The sequence below is a fragment of the Streptomyces sp. NPDC008086 genome (assembly GCF_042957325.1).
Lineage (GTDB): Bacteria > Actinomycetota > Actinomycetes > Streptomycetales > Streptomycetaceae > Streptomyces.
In genome coordinates this window covers 428,349-448,779 of sequence record NZ_JBIBIA010000005.1, presented here as the reverse complement: position 1 = coordinate 448,779, position 20,431 = coordinate 428,349, and the positions used below count along the sequence as shown (strand labels likewise).

The 20,431-nt window shown below is 72.5% G+C and carries 19 protein-coding genes; 8 read left to right on the top strand and 11 right to left on the bottom strand.

From position 1 onward, the window contains the following. Window positions 1-231: 231 nt before the first annotated feature. Window positions 232-399, top strand: coding sequence for a hypothetical protein (locus tag ACFZBP_RS19900; protein ID WP_391414698.1), 168 nt, complete (start codon window positions 232-234; stop codon window positions 397-399). 9 nt (window positions 400-408) lie between these two features. On the opposite strand, the gene ACFZBP_RS19895 is transcribed toward ACFZBP_RS19900, so the two are convergent. Next, on the bottom strand, window positions 409-1,086 hold the full coding sequence (locus tag ACFZBP_RS19895) for a uracil-DNA glycosylase (protein ID WP_391414696.1): 678 nt from the start codon (window positions 1,084-1,086) through the stop codon (window positions 409-411). A 164-nt stretch (window positions 1,087-1,250) separates the two neighbouring features. Between ACFZBP_RS19895 and ACFZBP_RS19890 the strand changes: the two genes are divergently transcribed. Together ACFZBP_RS19890 and ACFZBP_RS19885 are read left to right on the top strand one after the other, a co-directional pair. After that, a complete protein-coding gene (locus ACFZBP_RS19890; RefSeq protein WP_391414694.1) occupies window positions 1,251-2,228 on the top strand; it encodes a BadF/BadG/BcrA/BcrD ATPase family protein in 978 nt (325 codons plus the stop codon). Window positions 2,229-2,348: 120 nt separating this feature from the next. Then, window positions 2,349-3,272 (top strand): sirohydrochlorin chelatase, encoded by a 924-nt coding sequence (locus ACFZBP_RS19885; protein ID WP_383448836.1) that lies wholly within the window; start codon window positions 2,349-2,351, stop codon window positions 3,270-3,272. Window positions 3,273-3,354: 82 nt separating this feature from the next. Here the strand turns inward: ACFZBP_RS19885 and ACFZBP_RS19880 are convergent, their stop codons facing one another. Both ACFZBP_RS19880 and ACFZBP_RS19875 read right to left on the bottom strand, forming a co-directional pair. Next, window positions 3,355-4,407 carry a beta-propeller fold lactonase family protein gene (locus tag ACFZBP_RS19880; protein ID WP_391414692.1) on the bottom strand — a complete coding sequence of 351 codons (1,053 nt, stop codon included), beginning with the start codon at window positions 4,405-4,407 and terminating at the stop codon, window positions 3,355-3,357. Between the two features lie 155 nt (window positions 4,408-4,562). Next, a complete protein-coding gene (locus tag ACFZBP_RS19875) occupies window positions 4,563-6,053 on the bottom strand; it encodes an FUSC family protein (RefSeq protein ID WP_391414690.1) in 1,491 nt (496 codons plus the stop codon). Window positions 6,054-6,259: 206 nt separating this feature from the next. Between ACFZBP_RS19875 and ACFZBP_RS19870 the strand changes: the two genes are divergently transcribed. From ACFZBP_RS19870 to ACFZBP_RS19860, 3 genes are all read left to right on the top strand, one after another. Further along, a complete protein-coding gene (locus ACFZBP_RS19870) occupies window positions 6,260-6,739 on the top strand; it encodes an Lrp/AsnC family transcriptional regulator (protein ID WP_383448831.1) in 480 nt (159 codons plus the stop codon). A gap of 20 nt (window positions 6,740-6,759) precedes the next feature. Continuing rightward, the gene (locus tag ACFZBP_RS19865; RefSeq protein WP_391414688.1) at window positions 6,760-7,446 is read left to right on the top strand and encodes an HAD-IA family hydrolase; all 687 of its coding nucleotides are present in this window, start codon (window positions 6,760-6,762) and stop codon (window positions 7,444-7,446) included. A 131-nt stretch (window positions 7,447-7,577) separates the two neighbouring features. Beyond that, window positions 7,578-10,400, top strand: a complete 2,823-nt coding sequence (locus ACFZBP_RS19860) for a beta-L-arabinofuranosidase domain-containing protein (protein WP_391414685.1) — start codon at window positions 7,578-7,580, stop codon at window positions 10,398-10,400. Between the two features lie 13 nt (window positions 10,401-10,413). Here the strand turns inward: ACFZBP_RS19860 and ACFZBP_RS19855 are convergent, their stop codons facing one another. Next, entirely contained in the window at window positions 10,414-11,193 is a 780-nt protein-coding gene (locus tag ACFZBP_RS19855) for a LysR substrate-binding domain-containing protein (RefSeq protein ID WP_391414683.1), read from the bottom strand. 58 nt (window positions 11,194-11,251) lie between these two features. Here ACFZBP_RS19855 and ACFZBP_RS19850 point away from each other — a divergent pair, with 58 nt between their 5' ends. Next, window positions 11,252-11,644: a DUF5997 family protein gene (locus ACFZBP_RS19850; RefSeq protein ID WP_391414681.1), complete on the top strand. Its 393-nt coding sequence runs from the start codon at window positions 11,252-11,254 to the stop codon at window positions 11,642-11,644. A gap of 115 nt (window positions 11,645-11,759) precedes the next feature. Then, a complete protein-coding gene (locus ACFZBP_RS19845; RefSeq protein WP_391414679.1) occupies window positions 11,760-13,925 on the top strand; it encodes a hypothetical protein in 2,166 nt (721 codons plus the stop codon). Between the two features lie 116 nt (window positions 13,926-14,041). On the opposite strand, the gene paaE is transcribed toward ACFZBP_RS19845, so the two are convergent. The 7 genes from paaE to ACFZBP_RS19810 all read right to left on the bottom strand — a co-directional run bounded on the left by paaE (window position 14,042) and on the right by ACFZBP_RS19810 (window position 20,384). Further along, window positions 14,042-15,157, bottom strand: coding sequence for a 1,2-phenylacetyl-CoA epoxidase subunit PaaE (gene paaE / locus ACFZBP_RS19840; protein ID WP_391414676.1), 1,116 nt, complete (start codon window positions 15,155-15,157; stop codon window positions 14,042-14,044). Beyond that, a complete protein-coding gene (gene paaD, locus ACFZBP_RS19835) occupies window positions 15,158-15,670 on the bottom strand; it encodes a 1,2-phenylacetyl-CoA epoxidase subunit PaaD (RefSeq protein ID WP_391414674.1) in 513 nt (170 codons plus the stop codon). Continuing rightward, window positions 15,664-16,491 carry a 1,2-phenylacetyl-CoA epoxidase subunit PaaC gene (gene paaC / locus ACFZBP_RS19830; RefSeq protein WP_391414672.1) on the bottom strand — a complete coding sequence of 276 codons (828 nt, stop codon included), beginning with the start codon at window positions 16,489-16,491 and terminating at the stop codon, window positions 15,664-15,666. Before paaC ends, paaD begins: the two co-directional genes overlap by 7 nt. Window positions 16,492-16,501: 10 nt before the next feature. Further along, on the bottom strand, window positions 16,502-16,819 hold the full coding sequence (gene paaB / locus ACFZBP_RS19825; RefSeq protein WP_391414670.1) for a 1,2-phenylacetyl-CoA epoxidase subunit PaaB: 318 nt from the start codon (window positions 16,817-16,819) through the stop codon (window positions 16,502-16,504). Continuing rightward, window positions 16,816-17,793: a 1,2-phenylacetyl-CoA epoxidase subunit PaaA gene (gene paaA, locus ACFZBP_RS19820; protein ID WP_391414668.1), complete on the bottom strand. Its 978-nt coding sequence runs from the start codon at window positions 17,791-17,793 to the stop codon at window positions 16,816-16,818. Before paaA ends, paaB begins: the two co-directional genes overlap by 4 nt. 147 nt (window positions 17,794-17,940) lie before the next feature. Then, window positions 17,941-18,831 carry a peptidoglycan-binding protein gene (locus tag ACFZBP_RS19815; protein WP_391414666.1) on the bottom strand — a complete coding sequence of 297 codons (891 nt, stop codon included), beginning with the start codon at window positions 18,829-18,831 and terminating at the stop codon, window positions 17,941-17,943. Beyond that, a complete protein-coding gene (locus ACFZBP_RS19810; protein WP_391414663.1) occupies window positions 18,831-20,384 on the bottom strand; it encodes a DUF6519 domain-containing protein in 1,554 nt (517 codons plus the stop codon). The genes ACFZBP_RS19815 and ACFZBP_RS19810 overlap by 1 nt, the downstream gene beginning before the upstream one ends. Between the last annotated feature and the right edge of the window lie 47 nt (window positions 20,385-20,431).

Sequence of the window (20,431 nt, the reverse complement as noted above, 5' to 3'; positions counted from 1 at the left end):
TCACCCGAACCGCGCAACGCGGCGTGGGTCATCACCGTCCGACGGCGGCGGCCGCGAGCGTCGCGGCCGCCAGGCTCCTCCAGAGGGCGCTCGGGCTGTGGGGTGCGCGGGCGGTGACCGTCGGGGGAGAGGGCGAGGCCGAGGGCATGGGGCGGGGCGAGGTGGGTGACGAGTCACCTTCATCCCCAGTGTCTTCGGCCGACCGCACCTGGTCGTGGTCCACGCGTCCGGGTGGCAGCCGGTGGTGCCGTACGAACGGCTGCCGCTGCTTTTGCCCCTGGCCTGCGCCGCGCGGGTCTGCTCACGACCCGGCGGCACGGCCGCCACGTCCGCAACACCCGCAACGGGCCCGACCTGACCGCGCTGGGCACCGACCTGCTGACGGCCGTACCCCGCTGAGAAGCCGCCCTACGGCAGGTGCCACTCGACGGGCTGGCCGCCCTGCCGGATCAGGAGGTCGTTGGCCCGGCTGAACGGGCGTGAGCCGAAGAAGCCGCGGTCCGCCGACATCGGGGACGGGTGCGCGGACTCGATCGCCGGAAGGTCCCCCAGCAAAGGCCGCAGATTGCGGGCGTCACGCCCCCACAGGATGGACACCAGCGGCTTGCCGCGGCCTGCGAGGGCGCGGATGGCCTGCTCGGTGACCTCTTCCCAGCCCTTGCCGCGATGCGCCGCGGGCTTGCGCGGGGCCGTCGTCAGCGCCCGGTTGAGCAGCAGCACGCCCTGCTGGGTCCACGGTGTCAGATCGCCGTTGGACGGTCTGGGCAGGCCGAGGTCGGTGTGCAGTTCCCGGAAGATGTTCTCCAGGCTTCCCGGCAGCGAACGGACCTCGGGCGATACGGCGAAGCTCAGCCCGATGGCCATGCCCGGTGTGGGATAGGGGTCCTGACCCACGATCAGCACCCGGACGTCGTCGAAGGGCTGCTGGAAGGCCCGCAGGACGTTCGCCCCGGACGGCAGATAGGTCCGGCCCGCCGCTATCTCGGCGCGGAGGAAGTCCCCCATGGCCGCGATGCGTCCGGCCACGGGTTCAAGGGCCTTCGCCCAGCCGGCTTCGACAAGTTCATGCAAGGGTCGTGGTGCCACGGCGCGTCACTCTACTGGTACGCGCCACGCCCCCGCACAGGCGCGGAAGCACCCGCCCATGCCGGTACTCCGGGCGTTACCCTTCCTCCTCGTCGAGATCTTCGAGCCGGTCGAGCGGAGCACGCGGCAGCCGGTCACCGGGAGGACGGAAGACAGGGGACCCCATGCCCGACGACCGCGGCTTCCTCGCCGTCGACTCCGGAGGATCCGGCCTGCGAGTCGTCGTCGGCACCGTCGACCGCGGTGGCATGGCCCGCTGGGAGTCCCGTGAGCCCGTGCGCACCGGGAACCGGGGCATCGACCCCGACCACATGATGGAACAACTGGTGCCCATGGTGCGGTCGTTGTCGGCCGAGACCGGGGTCGTCCGGCTGACGGCGGCCGCGGTCGGCGCCGCCGGGCTGGCCAGCCTGGGTGATGCCCTGCGTGCCGAACTGCCGGGCGCGCTGGAGCGGGAGTTCGGCGTCGGGCACGTCGCCCTCGCCGCCGATGCCGTCACCGCCTATGCGGGGGCCCTCGGCGCCCGGGCCGGTGCCGTGGTCGCCGCCGGCACGGGGCTGATCGCGATCGGCACCGACCTGACGTGCTGGCGCCGCGCGGACGGCTGGGGGCATCTGCTCGGCGACTGCGGCGGCGGCGCCTGGATCGGGCGGGCCGGGCTGGAGGCGGCGCTGCGCGCCCACGACGGGCGGCCGGGCGGGTCGGCCGGGCTGCTGGCCCGCGCCGAAGAGCTGTTCGGCCCGGTCAAGGGGCTGCCCGGCCAGCTGTATCCGCGCCCGGACCGCCCCGCCGTCCTCGCCTCGTTCGCCCCGCACGTGGCCGCCTGCGCCGACGGCGACCCTGTGGCCGCGGACATCCTGCGGTCCGCCGCACGGCACATGGCCGACTCCGCGGCCGCCGTGTGCCCCACGGCCGGGGAGCCACAAGTCGCGGTCACGGGTGGCCTGTTGAACATGGGCGATCCTCTTGTCGTACCTTTGGAGGAGGAGTTGTCGGAGCGGTTGCCGCACGCACGGCAGGTGCCGGCCGCCGGGGATCCGTTGCAGGGGTCGGTGCGGATCGCGGCCGATCTGGCGGCGGGCGGGCTCACGCTGCCGAGTGACGAGGCGATGCTCTGTGTGGTGAGGGGAAACGGGGACTGATCCACCTACGCCGCCCGTTACCGCACTGCACGTAACTCAATCAGACAAAAGCGGACGGATACCGCTCACCTGCACCCTCCCCGAACAGGGGAGCCCAGGAAGCCAGTAACATGCGTCGCCATGAGCTCCCCCACTGGGCCCGCGTCCGGCCTGCCAGTACGAATGCCGCGACCTCGTCAGCCCGGGCGGCACCGCCGACCCGAGCCCCTGGCGGCTCCCGAGGGCGCGCCCGCGCTCGTCCTCGCGGTGCCGGGCACCCCGAGCGCTGCCACCCGTGGCCTCGCCGAGGAGGTCGTGAGCATCGCCCGCTCCGAGCTCCCCGGTCTCGACGCCCGGATCGGGTACGTCGACGGGGACGACGTGGAGTTCCCCACGCTCCAGTCGGTGCTGGTGCACGCCGCCGACGAGCGCACCGCCCGCTATGAGCAGGCGATCGCCGCAGGTGTGGAGGCCAAGGAGCCCGAGGGCCCCGTCGCCGTCGTCGTGCCGCTGCTCGCCGGCCCGGACAACGCGCTGCTGCGTGTCATCCGCCAGGCCGTGATGGACAGCCGTGTCGCCGCCGACCTGACCGATGTGCTCGGCCCGCACCCGCTGCTCGCCGAGGCGCTGCACGTGCGCCTGTCGGAGGCCGGTCTGGCCCGTGCCGACCGCGCCCGGCTGTTCACCGTGGCCACGGCCGCGGACGGCATCATCCTCGCCTCCGTGGGCGGCGAGGAGGCCGTGCAGGCGGCCGGGATCACCGGCATGCTGCTCGCCGCGCGCCTGGCCGTGCCGGTGATGGCGGCGGCCCTGGACCAGGAGGGTTCGATCTCGGCCGTGGCCGACCAGTTGCGTTCCTCGGGTTCGCAGCAGCTGGCGCTGGCGCCCTACCTGATAGGGCCGGAGATCGACCCGAGCCTGGTCGCGGAGGCCGCCCAGGAGGCGGGCTGCTCCGCCGCCGAGGCGCTCGGCCCGTACCCGGCGATCGGCAAGCTCGCCCTGGCGAAGTACACGACGGCGCTGGGTATCGCCCCGCAGCAGCCGCAGGGCACCCCGGTCCGCTGACCCCGCGGTCGCGGCCCGCACCTCACAGCCGTAACGCCGAAGGGCCCCTCCTCAGCCGGGAGCGGGCCCTTCGGCGTCGCGGTCAGGTCGTGGCGGCCTCCGGGCCGATGACCACGCAGGACGCGGCGGGCACGTCGATCGAGCCCTCGTAGCGCGGGAGGCCGGTGTCGGGGTCCACGGCGAACCAGGACACGTCACCGGAGCGCTCGTTCGCGACATACAGGAAGCCGCCCGCCTCGGTGAGCGCGCGCGGCCAGTGGCCGGCGCAGGTCACCGTGCCGATCAGCCGCAGTCCCTCGGCCTCGACGGCGAACGTCGACAGCACGTCCTCGCCGCGCGTCGCGGTCCACACGACGCGGCCGTCGGGCGAGGCGACGATCCCCGACGGGTAGGCGTCGCCGGCCGGCGCGTCCGCCAGGACCGACACCTCCGCCAGCGGCTTCAGCGTGCCGTCGTCGGCGTCCCAGTGGCAGACGGTGACGGTGGGGGTGAGTTCGTTGACGACGTACGCGTACGGGCGGTGGGGGTGGAAGGCCAGGTGACGGGGCCCCGATCCGGGCCGCAGGGCGATCTCCCGGTGCACGTCGAGGCTGCCCTCGGTCAGCGTGCACACCCGCACCGAGTCGGTGCCGAGGTCGACGCTGACGGCCCAGCGGCCACCCGGGGCGGGCTGGACCTGGTGGGCGTGCGGGCCCTGCTGGCGTGGCGTGTGCGGGCCCGAGCCGCTGTGCCGGAGGACGGACGACGGGGCGCCGGCCAGGGTGCCGTCCGGTCGGACGGGTACGGCGGTGACGCTGCCGGAGCCGTAGTTGGCGGCCAGGACATGGCCGGCGAACAGGCTGAGGTGCGTGGGGCCGCTGCCGCCGACCGGCACCGGCGATCCGACGAGCTCCGGCTTGTGCCCGCTCACGCGGTAGGCGGCGACCGCGCCCTCGGCCGTCTCGCTGACCGCGTAGAGCGTGTCGCCACCGGGCGACAGGGCCAGATACGCGGGGTCGGGCACGTCGCCCGCCGCACCCAGCACGGTCAGCGCACCGCTGCCCGCGGCCACGGACGCCGCCACGACCCCGGGGCCGCCGGCCGCCGTGAACGACCCGATGTAGGCCCGCCCGTCCCGCCTGCCACCGTCTGCCACCGCTGTCCCCTTTCGGTCGGGTGCCGTTCGGGGTGACGGTAGCAGCGGATCACGATCGGTCTAGACCAAGCGGGTGGTACGGGCGGGCGTGGCGCCGGAGATCTGCGGCGCGGAGGCGCACCACCCCTACGACCCGGGCGTTCCGCTGAGCAGCCTCAGGCCCCCACGAGCGGCGAACCCGACGGCGCGCGCAAGGGCTGGGCCAGTTCCGTCAGGGCGCGTTCCAGGCCGTGGAGGTGGGCCAGGGCCGGGTCGGACTCCGTGGGGCGGGCTGCGGGGGCCGCCATGGCCGTGCCCTCGGTGAGGGCCTCGACCGCGGCCTCGACGCGCCAGCACGCGGCGGCCAGGCGGGCGTCGTGGGAGGCGACGGGGTCGGCGGCGACGGCGACGAGGCCGCGGATCTCGCGGGCGCAGTCGTCGAGGAGGGCGAGGACATGGCGGGCGCGGCGTTTGCGGGCCGTCACGGGGTGCAACGGGTGGACGAGCGGGGCGACGGCGAGCCGTACGCGGGCGAGGAGCTGCTCCAGTTCGGTCACCCGGGGGGCCGGGTCGGCGGTCTCGTCGCCGGCGAGGCGGGCGGCGGCCTCGGCGGTGGCGGCGTGGACGCAGCGCAGGGCGCGCTGGATCCATGCGTCGGTGACGGTGTGGGTGGTGACGGGCAGGACGAACAGGACGGCGAGTACGGCGCCGAGCGCGCCGACGCCGGTCTCGGCGAGTCGCAGCGCCAGCAGGGCGGGGTCGAGGACGCCCAGGAGGCCGTAGAGGAGCTCCGCGAGGACCGTGACGCTGAGCATCATCCAGGTGTAGGACACGGCGGCGGTGTAGAAGATGCCGAAGACGCAGACCGCGAGGAGCAGGGCCGTCGGCAGTCCCGCGCCCTCCAGGGGTACGGCGACGAGCAGGCCGAGGCCGATGCCGATGACCGTGCCGAGGACCCGGCGGAAGCCGCGGACCAGGGTCTCGCCGCGCGAGGTGGTGTTGACGAAGATCCACCAGGTGGCGCCGACGGCCCAGTACCAGCGCTGCCCGGACACCAGCTGGCCCACGACGAGGGCGAATCCGGCGCCGGCGGTGGCCTGGACGGCCTGGCGGGTGGTCACGCGGGCCAGGCCGGTGCCGCCCGGCGGGGCGGGGACGGGCGCCGGGGGCAGGCGGCGCTCGTAGCACCAGAGGCCGAAGCGGACCGCGGCCGCCGTGGCCAGGGACAGCAGCACGGCGGCGTAGAGCTCGGGCAGCTGCCCCGGGGTGGCGTGCAGGAACTGCGCCACGAAGAAGGTCATGAACGCGAAGACGCCGAGGCTGTGGCCGCGCGGCCCCCAGCGGCGGGCGTAGACGCCGGCGCCGACGACGGCGAGGAAGGTGAGGTCGCGGGCGACCGGGTGGTCGTGCAGCTCGGCCGCCGCCGCGAGGACGGGGAGGCCGACGAGCGGCAGCAGCGCGGTGGTGACCGCCTGGCCGCGGACCGTGGCGTCGGTGACGGTGAACAGGGCGAGCAGCGCGGCGAGCCCGCCGGTGACGGCAGCGACGAGGGAGTGTCCGGCCAGTCCGCAGACGACGACCGCGAGCCCGATGCCGAGGACGGCCCGCACGGCGAAGCGCAGCCGCGCCCGCCCCGGGTCCGGCGCCAGGAACACCCTCTTCAGCACTGCTTCTCCACCCCTCCACGTCGGCATGAAAAAGGCGCCGCGGGATCCGCAGCGCCATCGACAGGTTCATTGCAGCATCCAGGAGCAGGGTGGCTCAAGTGTCTCCTAGACTGCTGAGCCATTGGCACAGACATAACGGATCCCGTACGTCCATCGACGAGCCAACGGACCATGACGGGCGGGGCCGGCGAAGGGAGACCGTACGGATGGCCGTGGACGAGCTCGACACCCGCATCCTGCGGCTGCTGCTGGAGCAGCCGCGCACCAGCGTGCGGGAGTACGCCCGCATCCTCGGCGTCGCGCGGGGCACGCTCCAGGCGCGGCTGGACCGGCTCGAGCGGCACGGTGTGATCACCGGGACGGGGCCGGCGCTCTCGGCAGCCGCCCTCGGCCATCCGGTGCTGGCGTTCGTCCACATCGAGGTCACCCAGGGCCACCTCGACGACGTGGGCGAGGAGCTGGCCGCCGTACCGGAGATCGTCGAGGCCTTCTCGATCACGGGCGGCGGGGATCTGCTGACCCGGGTGGTGGCCCGCGACAACGCCCACCTGGAGGACGTGATCCAGAAGCTGATCAGCCTGCCCGGCGTGGTCCGCACCCGCACCGAGGTGGCCCTGCGCGAGCGCGTCCCGCACCGGCTGCTGCCGCTGGTGGAGTCGATCGGGCGGGCCGCGGCCCGGAAATGACCTTTTGACATCCTGGGCCCATGAGCGGACTCGGCGACACTTCGGTCATCTTCGATCTCGACGGAACACTCGTGGACAGCGAGCCCAACTACTACGAAGCGGGCCGCGGGCTCCTCGCCGAGCACGGGATCGCCGACTTCACCTGGGCGGATCACGAGCGGTACGTCGGCATCAGCACCCTGGAGACGGTCACGCTCTGGAAGCGGGAGTACGGCCTGCGGGCCTCCGTCGACGAACTGCTCGCCGACAAGAACCGCCGCTATCTGGACCTCGCCCGCACCGCCACCCGCGTCTACCCCGAGATGCGCAAGTTCGTGGAGCTGCTGGCGGCGGAGGACGTTCCGATGGCCGTGGCCTCGGGTTCGTCCCGGGAGGCCATCACGGCGATCCTCTCCGGCACAGGCCTGGACGCCCAATTGCGTACCGTCGTCTCGGCCGACGAGGTCGGGCGCGGCAAGCCCGCTCCCGACGTCTTCCTGGAGGCGGCCCGCCGTCTGGGCGTCGCACCCGGCGACTGCGTGGTCCTGGAGGACGCGGCCCCCGGCGCCGCCGCCGCGCACGCGGCCGGCATGCGCTGCATCGCGATCCCGTATGTCACCGGCCAGGTGGACGCGCCGGAGTTCGCGACGGCGGGGCTGCTCCTGCGGGGCGGGCAGGGAGAGTTCACCGCGCAGGCCGCGTACGACTGGTTGCGCGGGGCGAAGTAGGACCCGACTCCAACGAAATCCCTGCACACCCGTTGACCCCCACCCGTCCCCTCCCTATCGTCTGGTCGATCATTCGTACGTCGTTCGGAATCTCGAACACTCGATCCGGCCCCCCACGCGGAGGAGCACCCATGGCACCGCCCCTCTCCAGACGATCCCTCCTCCAGGCCGCCGCCCTCGCCGCGGCCACCCCCGCGATCAGTCACACGGCAACCGGCCGGGCCTCGGCCGCAGTCCAGGAAGCGAAGGCCGTGACCGCCATCCCCGCCGGCTGGAGCGCTCGGCCCTTCGCCCTCGACGACGTGGCCCTGCGGCCCGGACTCTTCGCCGACAAGCGGAAGTTGATGCTCGACCACGCCCGTGGCTACGACGTCAACCGGCTGCTCCAGGTCTTCCGGGCCAACGCCGGGCTCGCCACCGGTGGCGCGGTGGCGCCCGGCGGCTGGGAGGGGCTGGACGGGGAGGCGAACGGGAATCTGCGCGGGCACTACACCGGGCACTTCCTGACCATGCTGTCCCAGGCCTACGCCGGCACCGGCGAGCAGGTGTTCGCCGACAGGATCCGCACCATGGTCGGGGCGCTGACCGAGGTGCGGGCGGCGCTGCGCAAGGACCCGGCCGTGCTGAGCGTCGCCGGGAGGTTCGGGACCGCCGCCGAGAACGTCCGCGGCTCGTACCAGTACGTCGACCTGCCCGCCGCCGTCCTCGGGGGCGCCTCCGCGATCACCCTGTCCGCCTGGGTGAAGCCCACCCACGCCGGCAACTGGGCGCGGGTCTTCGACTTCGGGAACGACAACACCCGGTACATGTACCTGGCCGCCCGCAACGCCTCCGGCGTCCCGCGCTTCGCCCTCACGACCAGCGGCCCGGGCGGCGAGCAGGGCATCGACGGCACCGCCGCGCTGCCCCTGGAGCAGTGGAGCCACCTCGCGGTCACGATCGCGGGCGGCACCGGCACGCTCTACGTCAACGGCGCCGCCGTCGGCCGCAACACGGCGATGACCCTCACCCCGGCCGCCCTCGGCACCCTCGCCAACAACTGGCTCGGCCGCTCCAACTTCGCCACCGACCCCGTCTTCGCGGGCGCCTACGACGCGTTCGACGTCTGGTCGCGCGCCCTGACCGCCGCCGAGATCAGCGACCTCCAGAGCCGCCCGGCCGCCGACGCCTCCGCCGGACGCGGCGACCTGGCGTCGTACGCCTTCGAGGAGACCTCGGGCGGCACCTTCGCCGACGCCTCCGGCCGCGGCCTGACCGCGACACTGCGCCGCACCTGGGGCGGGCCCAGCCATCCCGGGTTCCTGGCGGCGTACCCGGAGACGCAGTTCATCGACCTGGAGTCGCGGACCACCAGCGACTACACCAAGGTCTGGGCGCCGTACTACACCGCGCACAAGATCCTGCGAGGGGTGCTGGACGCCTATCTCACCACGGAGGACGCCCGGGCCCTCGATCTCGCGTCCGGCATGTGCGACTGGATGTACGCGCGGCTGTCGAAACTGCCCGAGGCGACCCTTCAGCGGATGTGGGGGCTGTTCTCCAGCGGCGAGTTCGGCGGCATCGTCGAGGCGATCTGCGATCTGCACGCGATCACCGGCAAGGCCGAACACCTCGCGCTGGCCCAGCTGTTCGACCTCGACCGGCTCATCGACAACTCCGCCGCGGACACCGACATCCTCGACGGGCTGCACGCCAACCAGCACATACCGATCTTCACCGGGTACCTGCGGCTCTACGACGCGACCGGTGAGCAGCGCTATCTGGACGCCGCCCGGAACTTCTGGGGCATGGTCGTGCCGCACCGCATGTACGGGATCGGCGGCACCAGCACGGCCGAGTTCTGGAAGGCGCGGGACGTGATCGCGGGCACGATCAGCGACACGACCGCCGAGACGTGCTGCGCGTACAACATGCTGAAGCTGAGCCGTGCCCTGTTCTTCCACGAGCAGCGGCCGCAGTACATGGACTACTACGAGCGGGCCCTCTACAACCAGGTCCTCGGCTCCAAGCAGGACAAGGCGGACGCCGAGAAGCCGCTGGTCACGTACTTCATCGGGCTGACTCCGGGCCATGTGCGCGACTACACGCCCAAGCAGGGCACGACCTGCTGCGAGGGCACCGGCATGGAGAGCGCCACCAAGTACCAGGACTCGGTGTACTTCAAGTCCGCCGACGGCGGCGCGCTGTACGTCAACCTGTACAGTCCGTCCCAACTGACCTGGGCGGAGAAGGGCGTGACGGTCACTCAGACGACCGCCTTCCCACGTGAGCAGAGCACCACGCTCACCGTCGGCGGGGGCAGCGCGGCCTTCGCCCTGCGGCTGCGGGTGCCGGCGTGGGCGACCGCCGGGTTCCGGGTGACGGTCAACGGCAGTGCGGTGAGCGGGACTCCGACGCCGGGGAGCTACTTCACCGTGTCGCGGACGTGGCGCAGCGGGGACACCGTGCGGATCTCCATGCCGTTCAGGCTGCGCGTGGAGAAGGCGCTCGACGACCCCTCGCTGCAGACCCTGTTCTACGGTCCGGTCAACCTCGTCGGCCGCAACGCCGCTACGAGCCACCTCCAGTTGGGCCTGTACCGCAACTCCGGTCTCTCCGGCGACCTTCTGCCCTCGCTCACCCCGGTGAGCGGCAAGCCGCTGCACTACACCCTCGCGGGCACGGAGTTCGCCCCGTTCTTCGAGGGCACCGAGGATCCGACCCACGCCTACTTCAAGCGCTCGGAGCCTCGGGTGGTCTTCGGCAACACCGATTCGGGCGTCGCCAACCCCGCGCGGTCCGACGGCACCACCCTGCTGGACGAGATCTGGGCCCGGGCGCCCTTCGACAGCAAGGGTGCGCTGGTCACGCGGGTGCGGTCCACCGTGAACGCGTGGGTCGCCGCGGGCCGGCTGAGCCAGGCCGACGGTCAGACCGTGGTGCGTACGGCGGAGCGGGCGACGTACGCCCGCTGAGGCAGCCGCTTGCCTACGAGCGGCGGCGAGGCTTCCCCCGCTTGGCACCCTTGGTGCCCTTGGCGCCGCCGGAGCCGCCGCGCTGGGTCCGGGCCGCTCCCGACTGGCGCCGGGGGCTGCCGCCGCCGGCGTCCGGGCGCCTGCGTTTCGGCTGCTCGGTCGGGGCCGGGGCCTGGGAGGCGGTGCGGCCGCGCGTGCTGTTGGGCGTGCGGCCGCGGACCACTCCGATGAAGTCCTCCACCTGGTCGGTCGTCGCGTCCTCCGGCCAGGACAGGGCGACGCTCGACTGGGGGGCGTCCACGAGCGGCCGGTAGGTGAGGTCCTTGCGGTGGTGGAGCCGGGCCAGCGACTGGGGTACGACGAGGAGGCCGACGCCCGCCGCGACGAGCTCGACGGCGTTTTCGGTGGTGGCGGGGCGCTCGAAGGCGGGCTGTCCCGGTGGCCGCTCCCAGTCGAGGACGTCGTCGAGGGGGTGGAAGACGACCTCGTCGGCGAGGTCGTCGACGGTCACCTCGTCGACCGCCGCGATGACGTGGTCCTTGGGGACGACGACGACCGTGGCCTCGGTGTAGAGGGGGATGGCGCTGAAGACCGTACGGTCGACCGGCAGCCGTACGATCCCGGCGTCCGCCGCCCCGTCACGGAGCGTGTCCGGCGCGTCGGCGGCGGTCACCTGGTGGAGGGTGAGGGGGACGTCCGGGAAGCGCTCGTTCCAGATCCGCACCCACTTCGAGGGGGTCGCTCCCGGGACGTACGCGAGCCTGAACGAGGGGGGTGCTTGCGAGCCTGTCACCTGGCCAGGTTACCGGCCGTGGTCGGCGGCGGTTCACTCAGTCGATACCCTGGGGACCATGACGTCGCACCAAAGCACCCAGACCATGAAGCCCGCGACCGCGGCGAAGAAGCTGGGTGTGTACCTCGAAGCCACCCCCGCCGAGTTCCGGGAGGGCGTGGTCACGCGCGCGGAGCTGAACGCGCTCCAGGCCGACCCGCCGCAGTGGCTGCGCGACCTGCGACGCGACGGCCCGCATCCCCGTCCGGTCGTCGCCCAGAAGCTGGGCGTCTCCATCGCCGGGCTGGCCCGCGGCGGCGTCACCGACCCCCTCACCACCGAGCAGATCGAGGCGCTGAAGCAGGAGCAGCCCGAGTGGCTGCAGAAGGAGCGCTCGACCCAGGCCGAGGTCCGCAAGGAGGCGGCCCGCCTCAGGCAGCGCGACGCGGACCGCGCGGCCGAGGGCTCCTGACCTGCCTGTCGCCATCGTCGGGGGGCGGGCCGCCGCCTGCGGGTGACCTGCTCGGCCCGGGCCGGACGCGGAAATCCGAATGCGCCCGATCGTCCTGCTCTGCGACCATCCCTGCATGGTCCACCGTCTGGAACCCCTGGTCATACGGCACGCCCACCGCCTCCCCTCCCCCACGGGACCCGTCGGGGAAGGTGCCGTCACGGCGCGGCAGTTCGACGCCGCGCTCATGTCGGTGGGCTTCAAGCTGTCGGCGGAGCTGCTGACCCGCCTTTCCGGGCTGTCCGAGGGCACGGTGGTGGACACCGCCGTACGGACGCTGGACACCGTGCGCGAGCTGGTCGGCGACCATGTGCGGCACAACGTGTACTTCATCGACTTCCCGGCCAATGTGCCGGACACGTACGACTTCTGGACGCGCTGCATCGCCGAGGCGCTCGCCGACGACACGACCCGGGCGAGCACGCTGGAGCAGCTGAGCGACGGTGTGGTGAACCTGCTCACCCTGCCGTCGTACGGCCGCTACCAGCACACGTACACGGAGATGCTCGGACACCACGACGAGCTGATCGCCGCGGCGGGCGACCGGATGACCGTCCTGCACCTCGGCGGCGACGCGGACGCCGAGGTCACCGCCCTGTACCTGGCGTTGGCGGGCAGCGGCACGCCGCTCGGCGAGGACGGTCTGCGGGACCTCGAGGTGCTCGCCGAGGTGTGCGTGGACGGACCGCAGCCCGAGGGGATCCCGGTGCGGGAGAGCCGTGCCGTGATCAACCGGGCCCGGCTGCGGGCCGGTTCCCAGCCGCTGCTGGACACGGTGACCGATGTGCTGCGGCTGGCCTGCGCGCTGTCGGGCGGTGACGTGACGCTGGTGGAGGCGACGCGGTTCCGGGGGCTGTCCCGGCCGGTACGCCGGGCTCTGCTGGCAGGGCTCGACACGGTGGTCGCGGCGGCCCCGGCCAAGCTCGCTGACGTCCACGCGCACCGTGAGGACTTCAAGCGGCTGGGCGAGCGGCTGCATCCGCACGAGTATCCGCAGTGGCCGCACGCCGCCGACGTGTTCGCGGTCGCGCGCGGTGAGAAGCGGGCCCCTTCCTTCGACAGCCAGGTGGAGGAGCTGCTCGGAACGGACGACGTCATCGGCGCGGTGACCCTGCTCAGGTCGGCGCCGGGCAAGCTGTTCCGCGCGCTGGACCGGCTGCTGCGGACGGCGGCCACGCAGGAGGAGCGGGACGCGGTCGTGGCCGCCGCCGTGGACGTCGCTCCACGGGTCGCCGGGCGGGTCGTGCTGTCGGTGCGTGAGCACCTGCACAACCGGGCGGAGAAGTCCCGTGCGCGCCGGGTGTTCATCAACCGGCTCGGCCGGGCCTGGGTCACGGGGGACACCCGTGCGCCCGTGCCGTCCGGCGAGCGGGAGCGCCTGATGGGCGCGCTCGACGCGGAGCTGCGGCGCCGGCTGCCGGCCCCCGGGCATCTGCTGATCGACCCGGACGTGCTCGACGTCGCGCTGCCGCTCAGTGGCAGGGCCACCGCGGCCGGGCTCGGGGTGCTGCCGCGCGGCTCGGTGTCGCCGGTCGACGGCGAGCTGCTGCGCTTCTTCGTGTACTGGAAGCAGAAGCAGCGGACCACCGACTACGACCTGTCGGCGCTGGTGCTGAGCGCCGAGTACCGGCCCGCCTTCTGGCTGTCGTACACCAACCTCAGCGAGCTGGAGGGACAGCACTCGGGCGACGTCACGGAAGCGCCGGACGGGGCCTCGGAGTTCATCGACCTGCGGCTGGACGCGGTCCGCAGCACGTTCATCGTGCCGCAGGTCAACGTCTACTCCGGGGAGGGCTTCGAGGAGGTCGAGGAGTCGTTCTTCGGGTTCATGCTGCGCGACGGCGAGCAGCGGGGGCGTCCGTTCGAGCCGCGTACCGTGCGGATGAAGTCGGAGCTGCGCGGTCCCGGCCGGGTGGCGCTGCCGCTGGCGTTCCAGCGCGGGAGGGACGGGCGCTGGCGTGCCAAGTGGCTGCACCTGTACCTCAAGGGCAATCCGTCGTTCAACCGGGTCGAGGGCAACCGGGTGTCGGTGGCGACGCTGCTGCGCGGCATCGTGGAGCGGGAGCAGCTGACGGTGCGCTATCTGACGGACCTGATGGACGCGACGGCGACGACCCTCTGGGACGGCGAGAAGGTCCCGGACGGCCCGGTCACGTACATCGGTCTCCAGCGGCCCGAGGGGCTGCACCCGGACTCGCGGATCGTGACGCCCGAAAATATGCGCGACCTGATCCCGCAGTGACTGGTACCGTGAGCCGTGGCGAGGCCATGAAGGGGGCTTCCTTCTCACCGCCGCGAGAGCGGCTTTCCTGAAACTAGTCCCCTCGCTCTCCTCGCCACCCCACTCTTCTCGTCGGCTCAGCTGTCGTAGTCGACCGTCAGTGTCTCCGAAACCGGGTAGGACTGGCAGGTCAGCACATAGCCCGCGTCGACCTCGGCCGGTTCCAGGGCGAAGTTGCGGCGCATGTCCGCCTTGCCGTCGGTGACCAGGGCACGGCAGGTGCCGCAGACGCCGCCCTTGCAGGCGAACGGCAGGTCGGGGCGGGTCCGCTGGGCGCCGTCCAGGATCGTGCGCTCCCTCGGCAGGGCGGCCGTGGTGGAGCGGCCGTCGAGGGTGACGGTGACCTGGCTGACGGGTCCCTGCGGACCGGCCTCCTCGTGGTGCACCTCGCGGACGGGCTCGTCGTCGGCGAAGAACAGCTCCTGGTGCACCCGCTCCACCGGAACCCCGAGCCCCTCCAGCACGCCCTGCGCGTCGCGGACCATGCCGTGCGGCCCGCAGAGCCACCAGTGGTCGGCGGCTGTCACATCGACCAGCGCGTCGATGAGCGTCGCGAGCCGGTCGGCGTCGATCCGGCCGGAGAGCACCTCGGCCTCACGGGGTTCCCGGGACAGCACGTGCGCGAGCTGGAACCGGGTCGGGTAGAGGTCCTTCAGATCCGCGAGCTCGTCGGCGAACATCACCGTGCCGATACGGCGGTTGCCGTAGAAGAGGGTGACGGTCGAGCGGTCGTCGGCGGCCAGGACGGACTCGGCGATGGACATCATCGGCGTGATGCCGGAGCCGGCCGCGATCAGCACATGGTGGGCCTCGGCACCGAGGTCGGGCGTGAACGCACCGGTCGGGGCCATCACCTCGACGGTGTCGCCGGGGCGTACGTCATGGACGAGCCACGACGAGAACAGGCCCCCGGGCACGACCCGCACACCGATCCGCGGACTCGACCCGACCGGCGAGCAGATCGAGTACGACCGCCGCTCGTCCCGCCCCTCGATCTCCCGCCGCAACGTCAACGACTGACCGGGCTCGAACGCGAACTCCTCGGCCAGCTCCGCCGGGATGTCGAAAGCGACGGCGACCGCGTCCGCGCACAGGGGCGTCACCGCGGCGACGCGCAGGAGGTGGAAGGCCGGACGGCGGCGGGCGCGCGGGCGTACCGACGCAGCCGTCTGTGCTTCCTTCAGGCCTTCCATTCAGATCTCCTTGACGTACTCGAACGGCTCGCGGCAGGCGCGGCAGCGCCACAGGGACTTGCAGGACGTGGCGGCGAAGCGGGACGTCTCCTCGGTGTCCGCCGAGCCGCAGCGCGGGCAGGTCACCGCGTGCCGGGTGGGTGACAGGACGAGCGGGACGGGGCCGCCGTTCCGCGGGGCGGGGCCCGGTGGGGCGATGCCGTGCTCGGTGAGCTTGCGGCGGCCTGCCGGGGTGATCCAGTCGCTGGTCCACGGCGGGTCGAGGACCGTGCGGATCTCCACGCGCGCGTACCCCGCGTCACGCAGCCGTGCCGCCACGTCCGCCCGCATCTCGGCCATCGCCGGGCAGCCCGAGTAGGTGGGCGTCAGGCTCGCGACCACCGTGCCGTCCCCGGTCAGTTCGATGTCGCGCAGGACGCCCAGGTCGGCCAGGGTGAGCATGGGCAGCTCGGGGTCCGGCACCTGCTCGGCGATGTGCCGGGCGCGCCGGGCGTCGGGGAGGGTCGTCACCATGTCGCCTCCGGGTGGGCGCGGGCCACGCCCTGCAACTCGGCCAGCAGTGGGGCGAGATACTCGGTGTGCTCGCCGTCGCGGCCGGATCCGGGCAGCGGGCGGTAGACGGGCATGGGCAGTCCGGCGGCCCGGGTGACCTGGCGCAGGACGGCGACGACCTCGTCCCGTACGTCGAAGGCGGTGAACAACTCCCCCAGGTAGGGCGCCACTTGTTCCAGGGCCTTGCGGGTCCGGCGGTGGGACTCCTCCGTGCCGTCGCCCAGGCGCACCGTCCACTCCGCCGCGTACTGCCGGTGGTAGGCCAGCTCCTTGACGCCCTTCGCGGCGATGGCGGCGAGCACGGGGTCCGGGTGGGACGCCAGCCGCTCGAAGTGGGCGAGGCGCCAGCTGGAGAGCAGCAGGAGCCGCACGATGGAGAACGCGAAGTCGCCGTTGGGCACCTCGGCCAGGCGTACGTTGCGGAAGTCGCCGGCGTCGCGGAAGTAGGCGTAGGCGTCCTCGTCGCGGCCGGTGCCGTCGGTCTGGCCGGCGCGGGAGTAGAGCAGTCGGGCCTGGCCGAGGAGGTCGAGGCCGATGTTGGCCAGCGCCACCTCCTCCTCCAGCTCGGGAGCGCGGGTGATCCACTCGGCGAGGCGCTGGGCCGAGACCAGGGCGTCGTCGGCCAACGCGACGCAAACGGCGGCCAGTTCACCGGCGTCGACACCCTCGGGCACGGTGGTGTCCACGCCGTGCAGCGGGTCCTCGAAGCCGGTGCCGTAGGCCCAGCGGGCGTCGTCCTCGTGTCCCTCGGCGAGGGTCATGTAGACGTGGTCGTCACTCATGCCCTCTCCTTCAGATGTGCGGGACGTCGTCGGGGATGTCGTAGAACGTCGGGTGGCGGTAGACCTTGTCGGCGCTCGGCGCGAAGAACGGGTCCTTCTCGTCGCGGGTCGAGGCGGCGATGTGCTCGGAGCGCACCACCCAGATGGACACGCCCTCGTTGCGCCGCGTGTACAGGTCGCGCGCGTGGGTGAGTGCCATCCGGTCGTCGGCGGCGTGCAGCGACCCCACGTGGACGTGGTTGAGTCCGCGCTTGCCGCGCACGAACACCTCGTACAGCGGCCAGTCCCGCTTCTCGGACGGCGTCCCGGAGGCCTTCTCGGGGGTCATGCCACCGCTCCCTTCTCCGCGCGGGCGGCCTGCTTGGCCGCGTGGGCGGTGGCCGCCTCCCGCACCCAGGCGCCCTCCTCGTGGGCGCTTCTGCGTCGTTGCATCCGCTGGTCGTTGCACGGGCCGTCGCCCTTGATGACCCGCATCAGCTCGTCCCAGTCGGGGGTGCCGAAGTCGTGGTGACCGCGCTCGGCGTTCCAGCGCAGCTCGGGGTCGGGCAGGGTGACGCCGAGCTTCTCGGCCTGGGGGACGGTCATGTCGACGAAGCGCTGCCGCAGTTCGTCGTTGCTGTGCCGCTTGATCTTCCAGGCCATGGACTGCGCGGAGTTGGGCGAGGAGTCGTCGGGCGGGCCGAACATCATCAGCGACGGCCACCACCAGCGGTTCACGGCGTCCTGCACCATCTCGCGCTGGGCGTCGGTGCCGCGCATCATCGTCATCAGCAGCTCGTAGCCCTGCCGCTGGTGGAACGACTCCTCCTTGCAGATCCGCACCATCGCGCGCGCGTACGGCCCGTAGGAGCTGCGGCACAGCGGGACCTGGTTGCAGATCGCCGCGCCGTCCACGAACCAGCCGATCACTCCGACGTCGGCGAAGCTCACGGTCGGGTAGTTGAAGATCGACGAGTACTTCTGGCGGCCCTCGACGAGCCGGTCCGTCAGCTCCGCGCGGTCGGTGCCCAGGGTCTCGGCGGCCGAGTACAGGTACAGCCCGTGTCCGGCCTCGTCCTGCACCTTCGCGAAGAGGATCGCCTTGCGGCGCAGGGAGGGCGCCTTGGTGATCCACTCCCCCTCCGGCTGCATGCCGATGATCTCCGAGTGGGCGTGCTGCGCGATCTGGCGGACCAGCGTCCTGCGATAGCCGTCCGGCATCCAGTCGCGCGGCTCGATCCGCTGGTCACGCGCGATCGTCGCGTCGAAGTGCTCCTGGAGTCCCCCCAGCGGGGGCGCCTCGGCGGCGTGTGATGTCGTCATCGATACCAGCTTCCCCAACCGACCATTCGTTCGGTACCAGTGTGACTGGTTTCGCCTGGCGGAGCAAGACCCTTCGTCCCCGCCAAGAACGGCCCAGGACACCCCCGTGGGGTACCTGGGCCGTTCGGCTCGTCCGAGTCCACAGCGTCACACGTCGGGCACCTTCAGCTTGTCCCAGCTGACCCTGCCGGGGATGCCGTCCGCGTCCTTGCCCTTGAATCCGAGCTTCTGCTGCCAGGCGGCGTAGGAGCGGCGGTCGGCCTCGGTCCACTCCGGGCTCGGGCCCTCCTCGTAGCGGCCGCATCCCTCGGCGACCAGGCGGCGGCCCATGGCCGTGACGATCGGGGACTTCCGGCCGACCTGGAAGAAGCCGCTGCCGGGGAACGGCACGTACTTCGGCTTGGGCGCCGGCTTCGGGTCCGGGGTGGTGTCGCCGCCCCCGCCGCCGCCCTTCAGCCGCTGCGCTATGCGCTTGCGCATACCGTCCATCGTGAAGCCGCGCGGGTCCGTCTTGCCCGGCTGCCACTCCTTGTGGCCGATGACCGAGCGCTCGCTCCAGCCGTGGTGTCGGCAGATCGCGGCGGAGACCTTCTCGATGGCCTCCTTCTGCGCCTCGGGCCAGGGGTCCTTGCCGTCGCCGAGGTTGATGCACTCGAAGCCGTAGAAGCGGGCGTTGCCGTCGGTGTCGGCCTCGTTGTCGTGCGGCAGCTTCGACTCGTTGATCACGGCGCGCAGGACGTCGCTGTCGCCGAGTCCGGCGTGGTTGGCGCGGCCGTTGCCGACGAGGTGGATCTCGCCCTTCTTGTCGATGACGCCGTGGCAGAGCGGGCCGGGCAGGCCGGAGTAGCCGTTGTAGCAGATGTTCACCGAGGCCTCGGTGCCCTTGGTGACGGTGTGGTGGATCATCACGCCGTTCACCGGGCCCCAGGCGCCCTTGCTGTTGCGGTTGTGGGTGCGCCAGCTGCGCACCTCGTGGACCGTGAGGCCTTCCGCGCGGAGGATCTCCACCATCTTCGACGCGCTCAGGGGCTTCGCCATCACTCGTCTCCTTCCGCCGCCGCCTCCGCGTCCGCGGTGGTCTGCGACCTCCCGCCGGACGGGTCCTCCGCCAGCTGCTCCTCACGGCGCGCCTGCTCCTCCGCCGCGAGCGTCGCCTCGTCGGCGGCCGGGATGCTGCCGGCCAGCGGGTTGAAGGCGAGCCTTAGGTCGACGGTGCCACCCTCGCCCTTGACCAGGGCCAGCGGCGCGAACCCGCGCACGATGCCGGAGGGCCCCTGGAGCAGCGGGCGGCGCGCGGTGTCCGTGGGCCACTCGACGCGGCCGGTGGCGGTGCGGGCGGGGATGATCCAGTGGTCGCCGGTGCGGTACGTGGCGCCCTTGGTGAAGTACACCTCGACCCCGTCCTCCAGCGGCAGCCACTCCCCCTCCGCGACGGGGATCGCGCCGCCCTTCAGCGCGGTCGTACGGCCCTTGCGCCTCGGTCCGCCGTGGTGGTCCCAGCGGCGCAGGAACGGGTTGAGGTGGGGCAGCCGGCCGACGGACCGGTCGGGCTCGGCGCTGAGGCGGACGCGGCGGCCGGGCAGGTCCAGTTCCTCGACCCGCAGCAGCGGCAGGGGCTCCAGGCGCGAGGCGTACGCGGTGTCGACGAGCTCCACGTGGTCGCCGACGTCCAGGTCCAGCTTGTCGTCGTGCCCGAGAGAGGCCAACTGCACCCAGGTGCCGTCGAGTTCGTCGACCGGGAAGACGACCGAGCCGTTCTCGCGGGACCACTTGAACGTGGCGTCCTTCGCCTCGCCGCCCGCGTGCACCTCGACGCGGTACAGCTGGTTCTCCGGGCCCCGGTAGCGGGCGTCCGGCCTGACCAGGCAGGGGTCCTCGTCGGCGTGGTCGGGCCGCTCGCTGCGGGCGGCCAGGCGTGCGGTGGGCGCGGACTGCTTCTGCGCCCACTTGTCGAAGGCGGCGCGGACGACCTCCTTGGAGGGGTCGGTCTCCTCGATGTCCAGCGCGGCCAGCGACAGCGGCAGCACCTGCCAGACGACCTTCACACGGGCCGCGGTGTCGGGCATCGCCGCGCCGAGCGCGACCTCGCGCAGTGCCGGGTCCTCGGCGGCGGACACGGCGCGCTCCCAGACGTTCAGGTAGACCACGAACGGCGAGGTGGCGGGCGAGGGCAGCCGGTCGCCGGGCTTCTCCGGATCGCGGAAGCCGTCGGGCTGGTCCCAGTAGGTCCAGTACGCGGGCGGAGCGGCGGCGTCCTCCGCCTGCTCGTCGGCGCCGTCGTCAGGGACGGGTACGCCGGGCGCCGGGCGGGTCGCGTCGAGAAGGATGCCGTCGACGTAGTAGCGGCCGCCGCGGATGTGCAGCGTGTCGATGTCGTGCTTGCCACCCACGTAGTCGATCTTGAAGCCCGCGGCGTCCCGCGGTCCGCCGTGCCGGCCGATCAGGTCGGCGGCGAGGGTGCGGGCCTGGTGGAGCTGGATCGCGGTCTGCTCATTGATGTCGGCGTCGAGCTGAACACGCCCCTGCTGGGCGACGACCGCCGAGTAGTGCCGTTCCGGGCGGAACGTGAGGCGGGAGAGGTCAGCGTGCATGAAGGGGGTCCCCCTGGTTCAGGAAAGTGCGGGCAGGGCTTACGGCG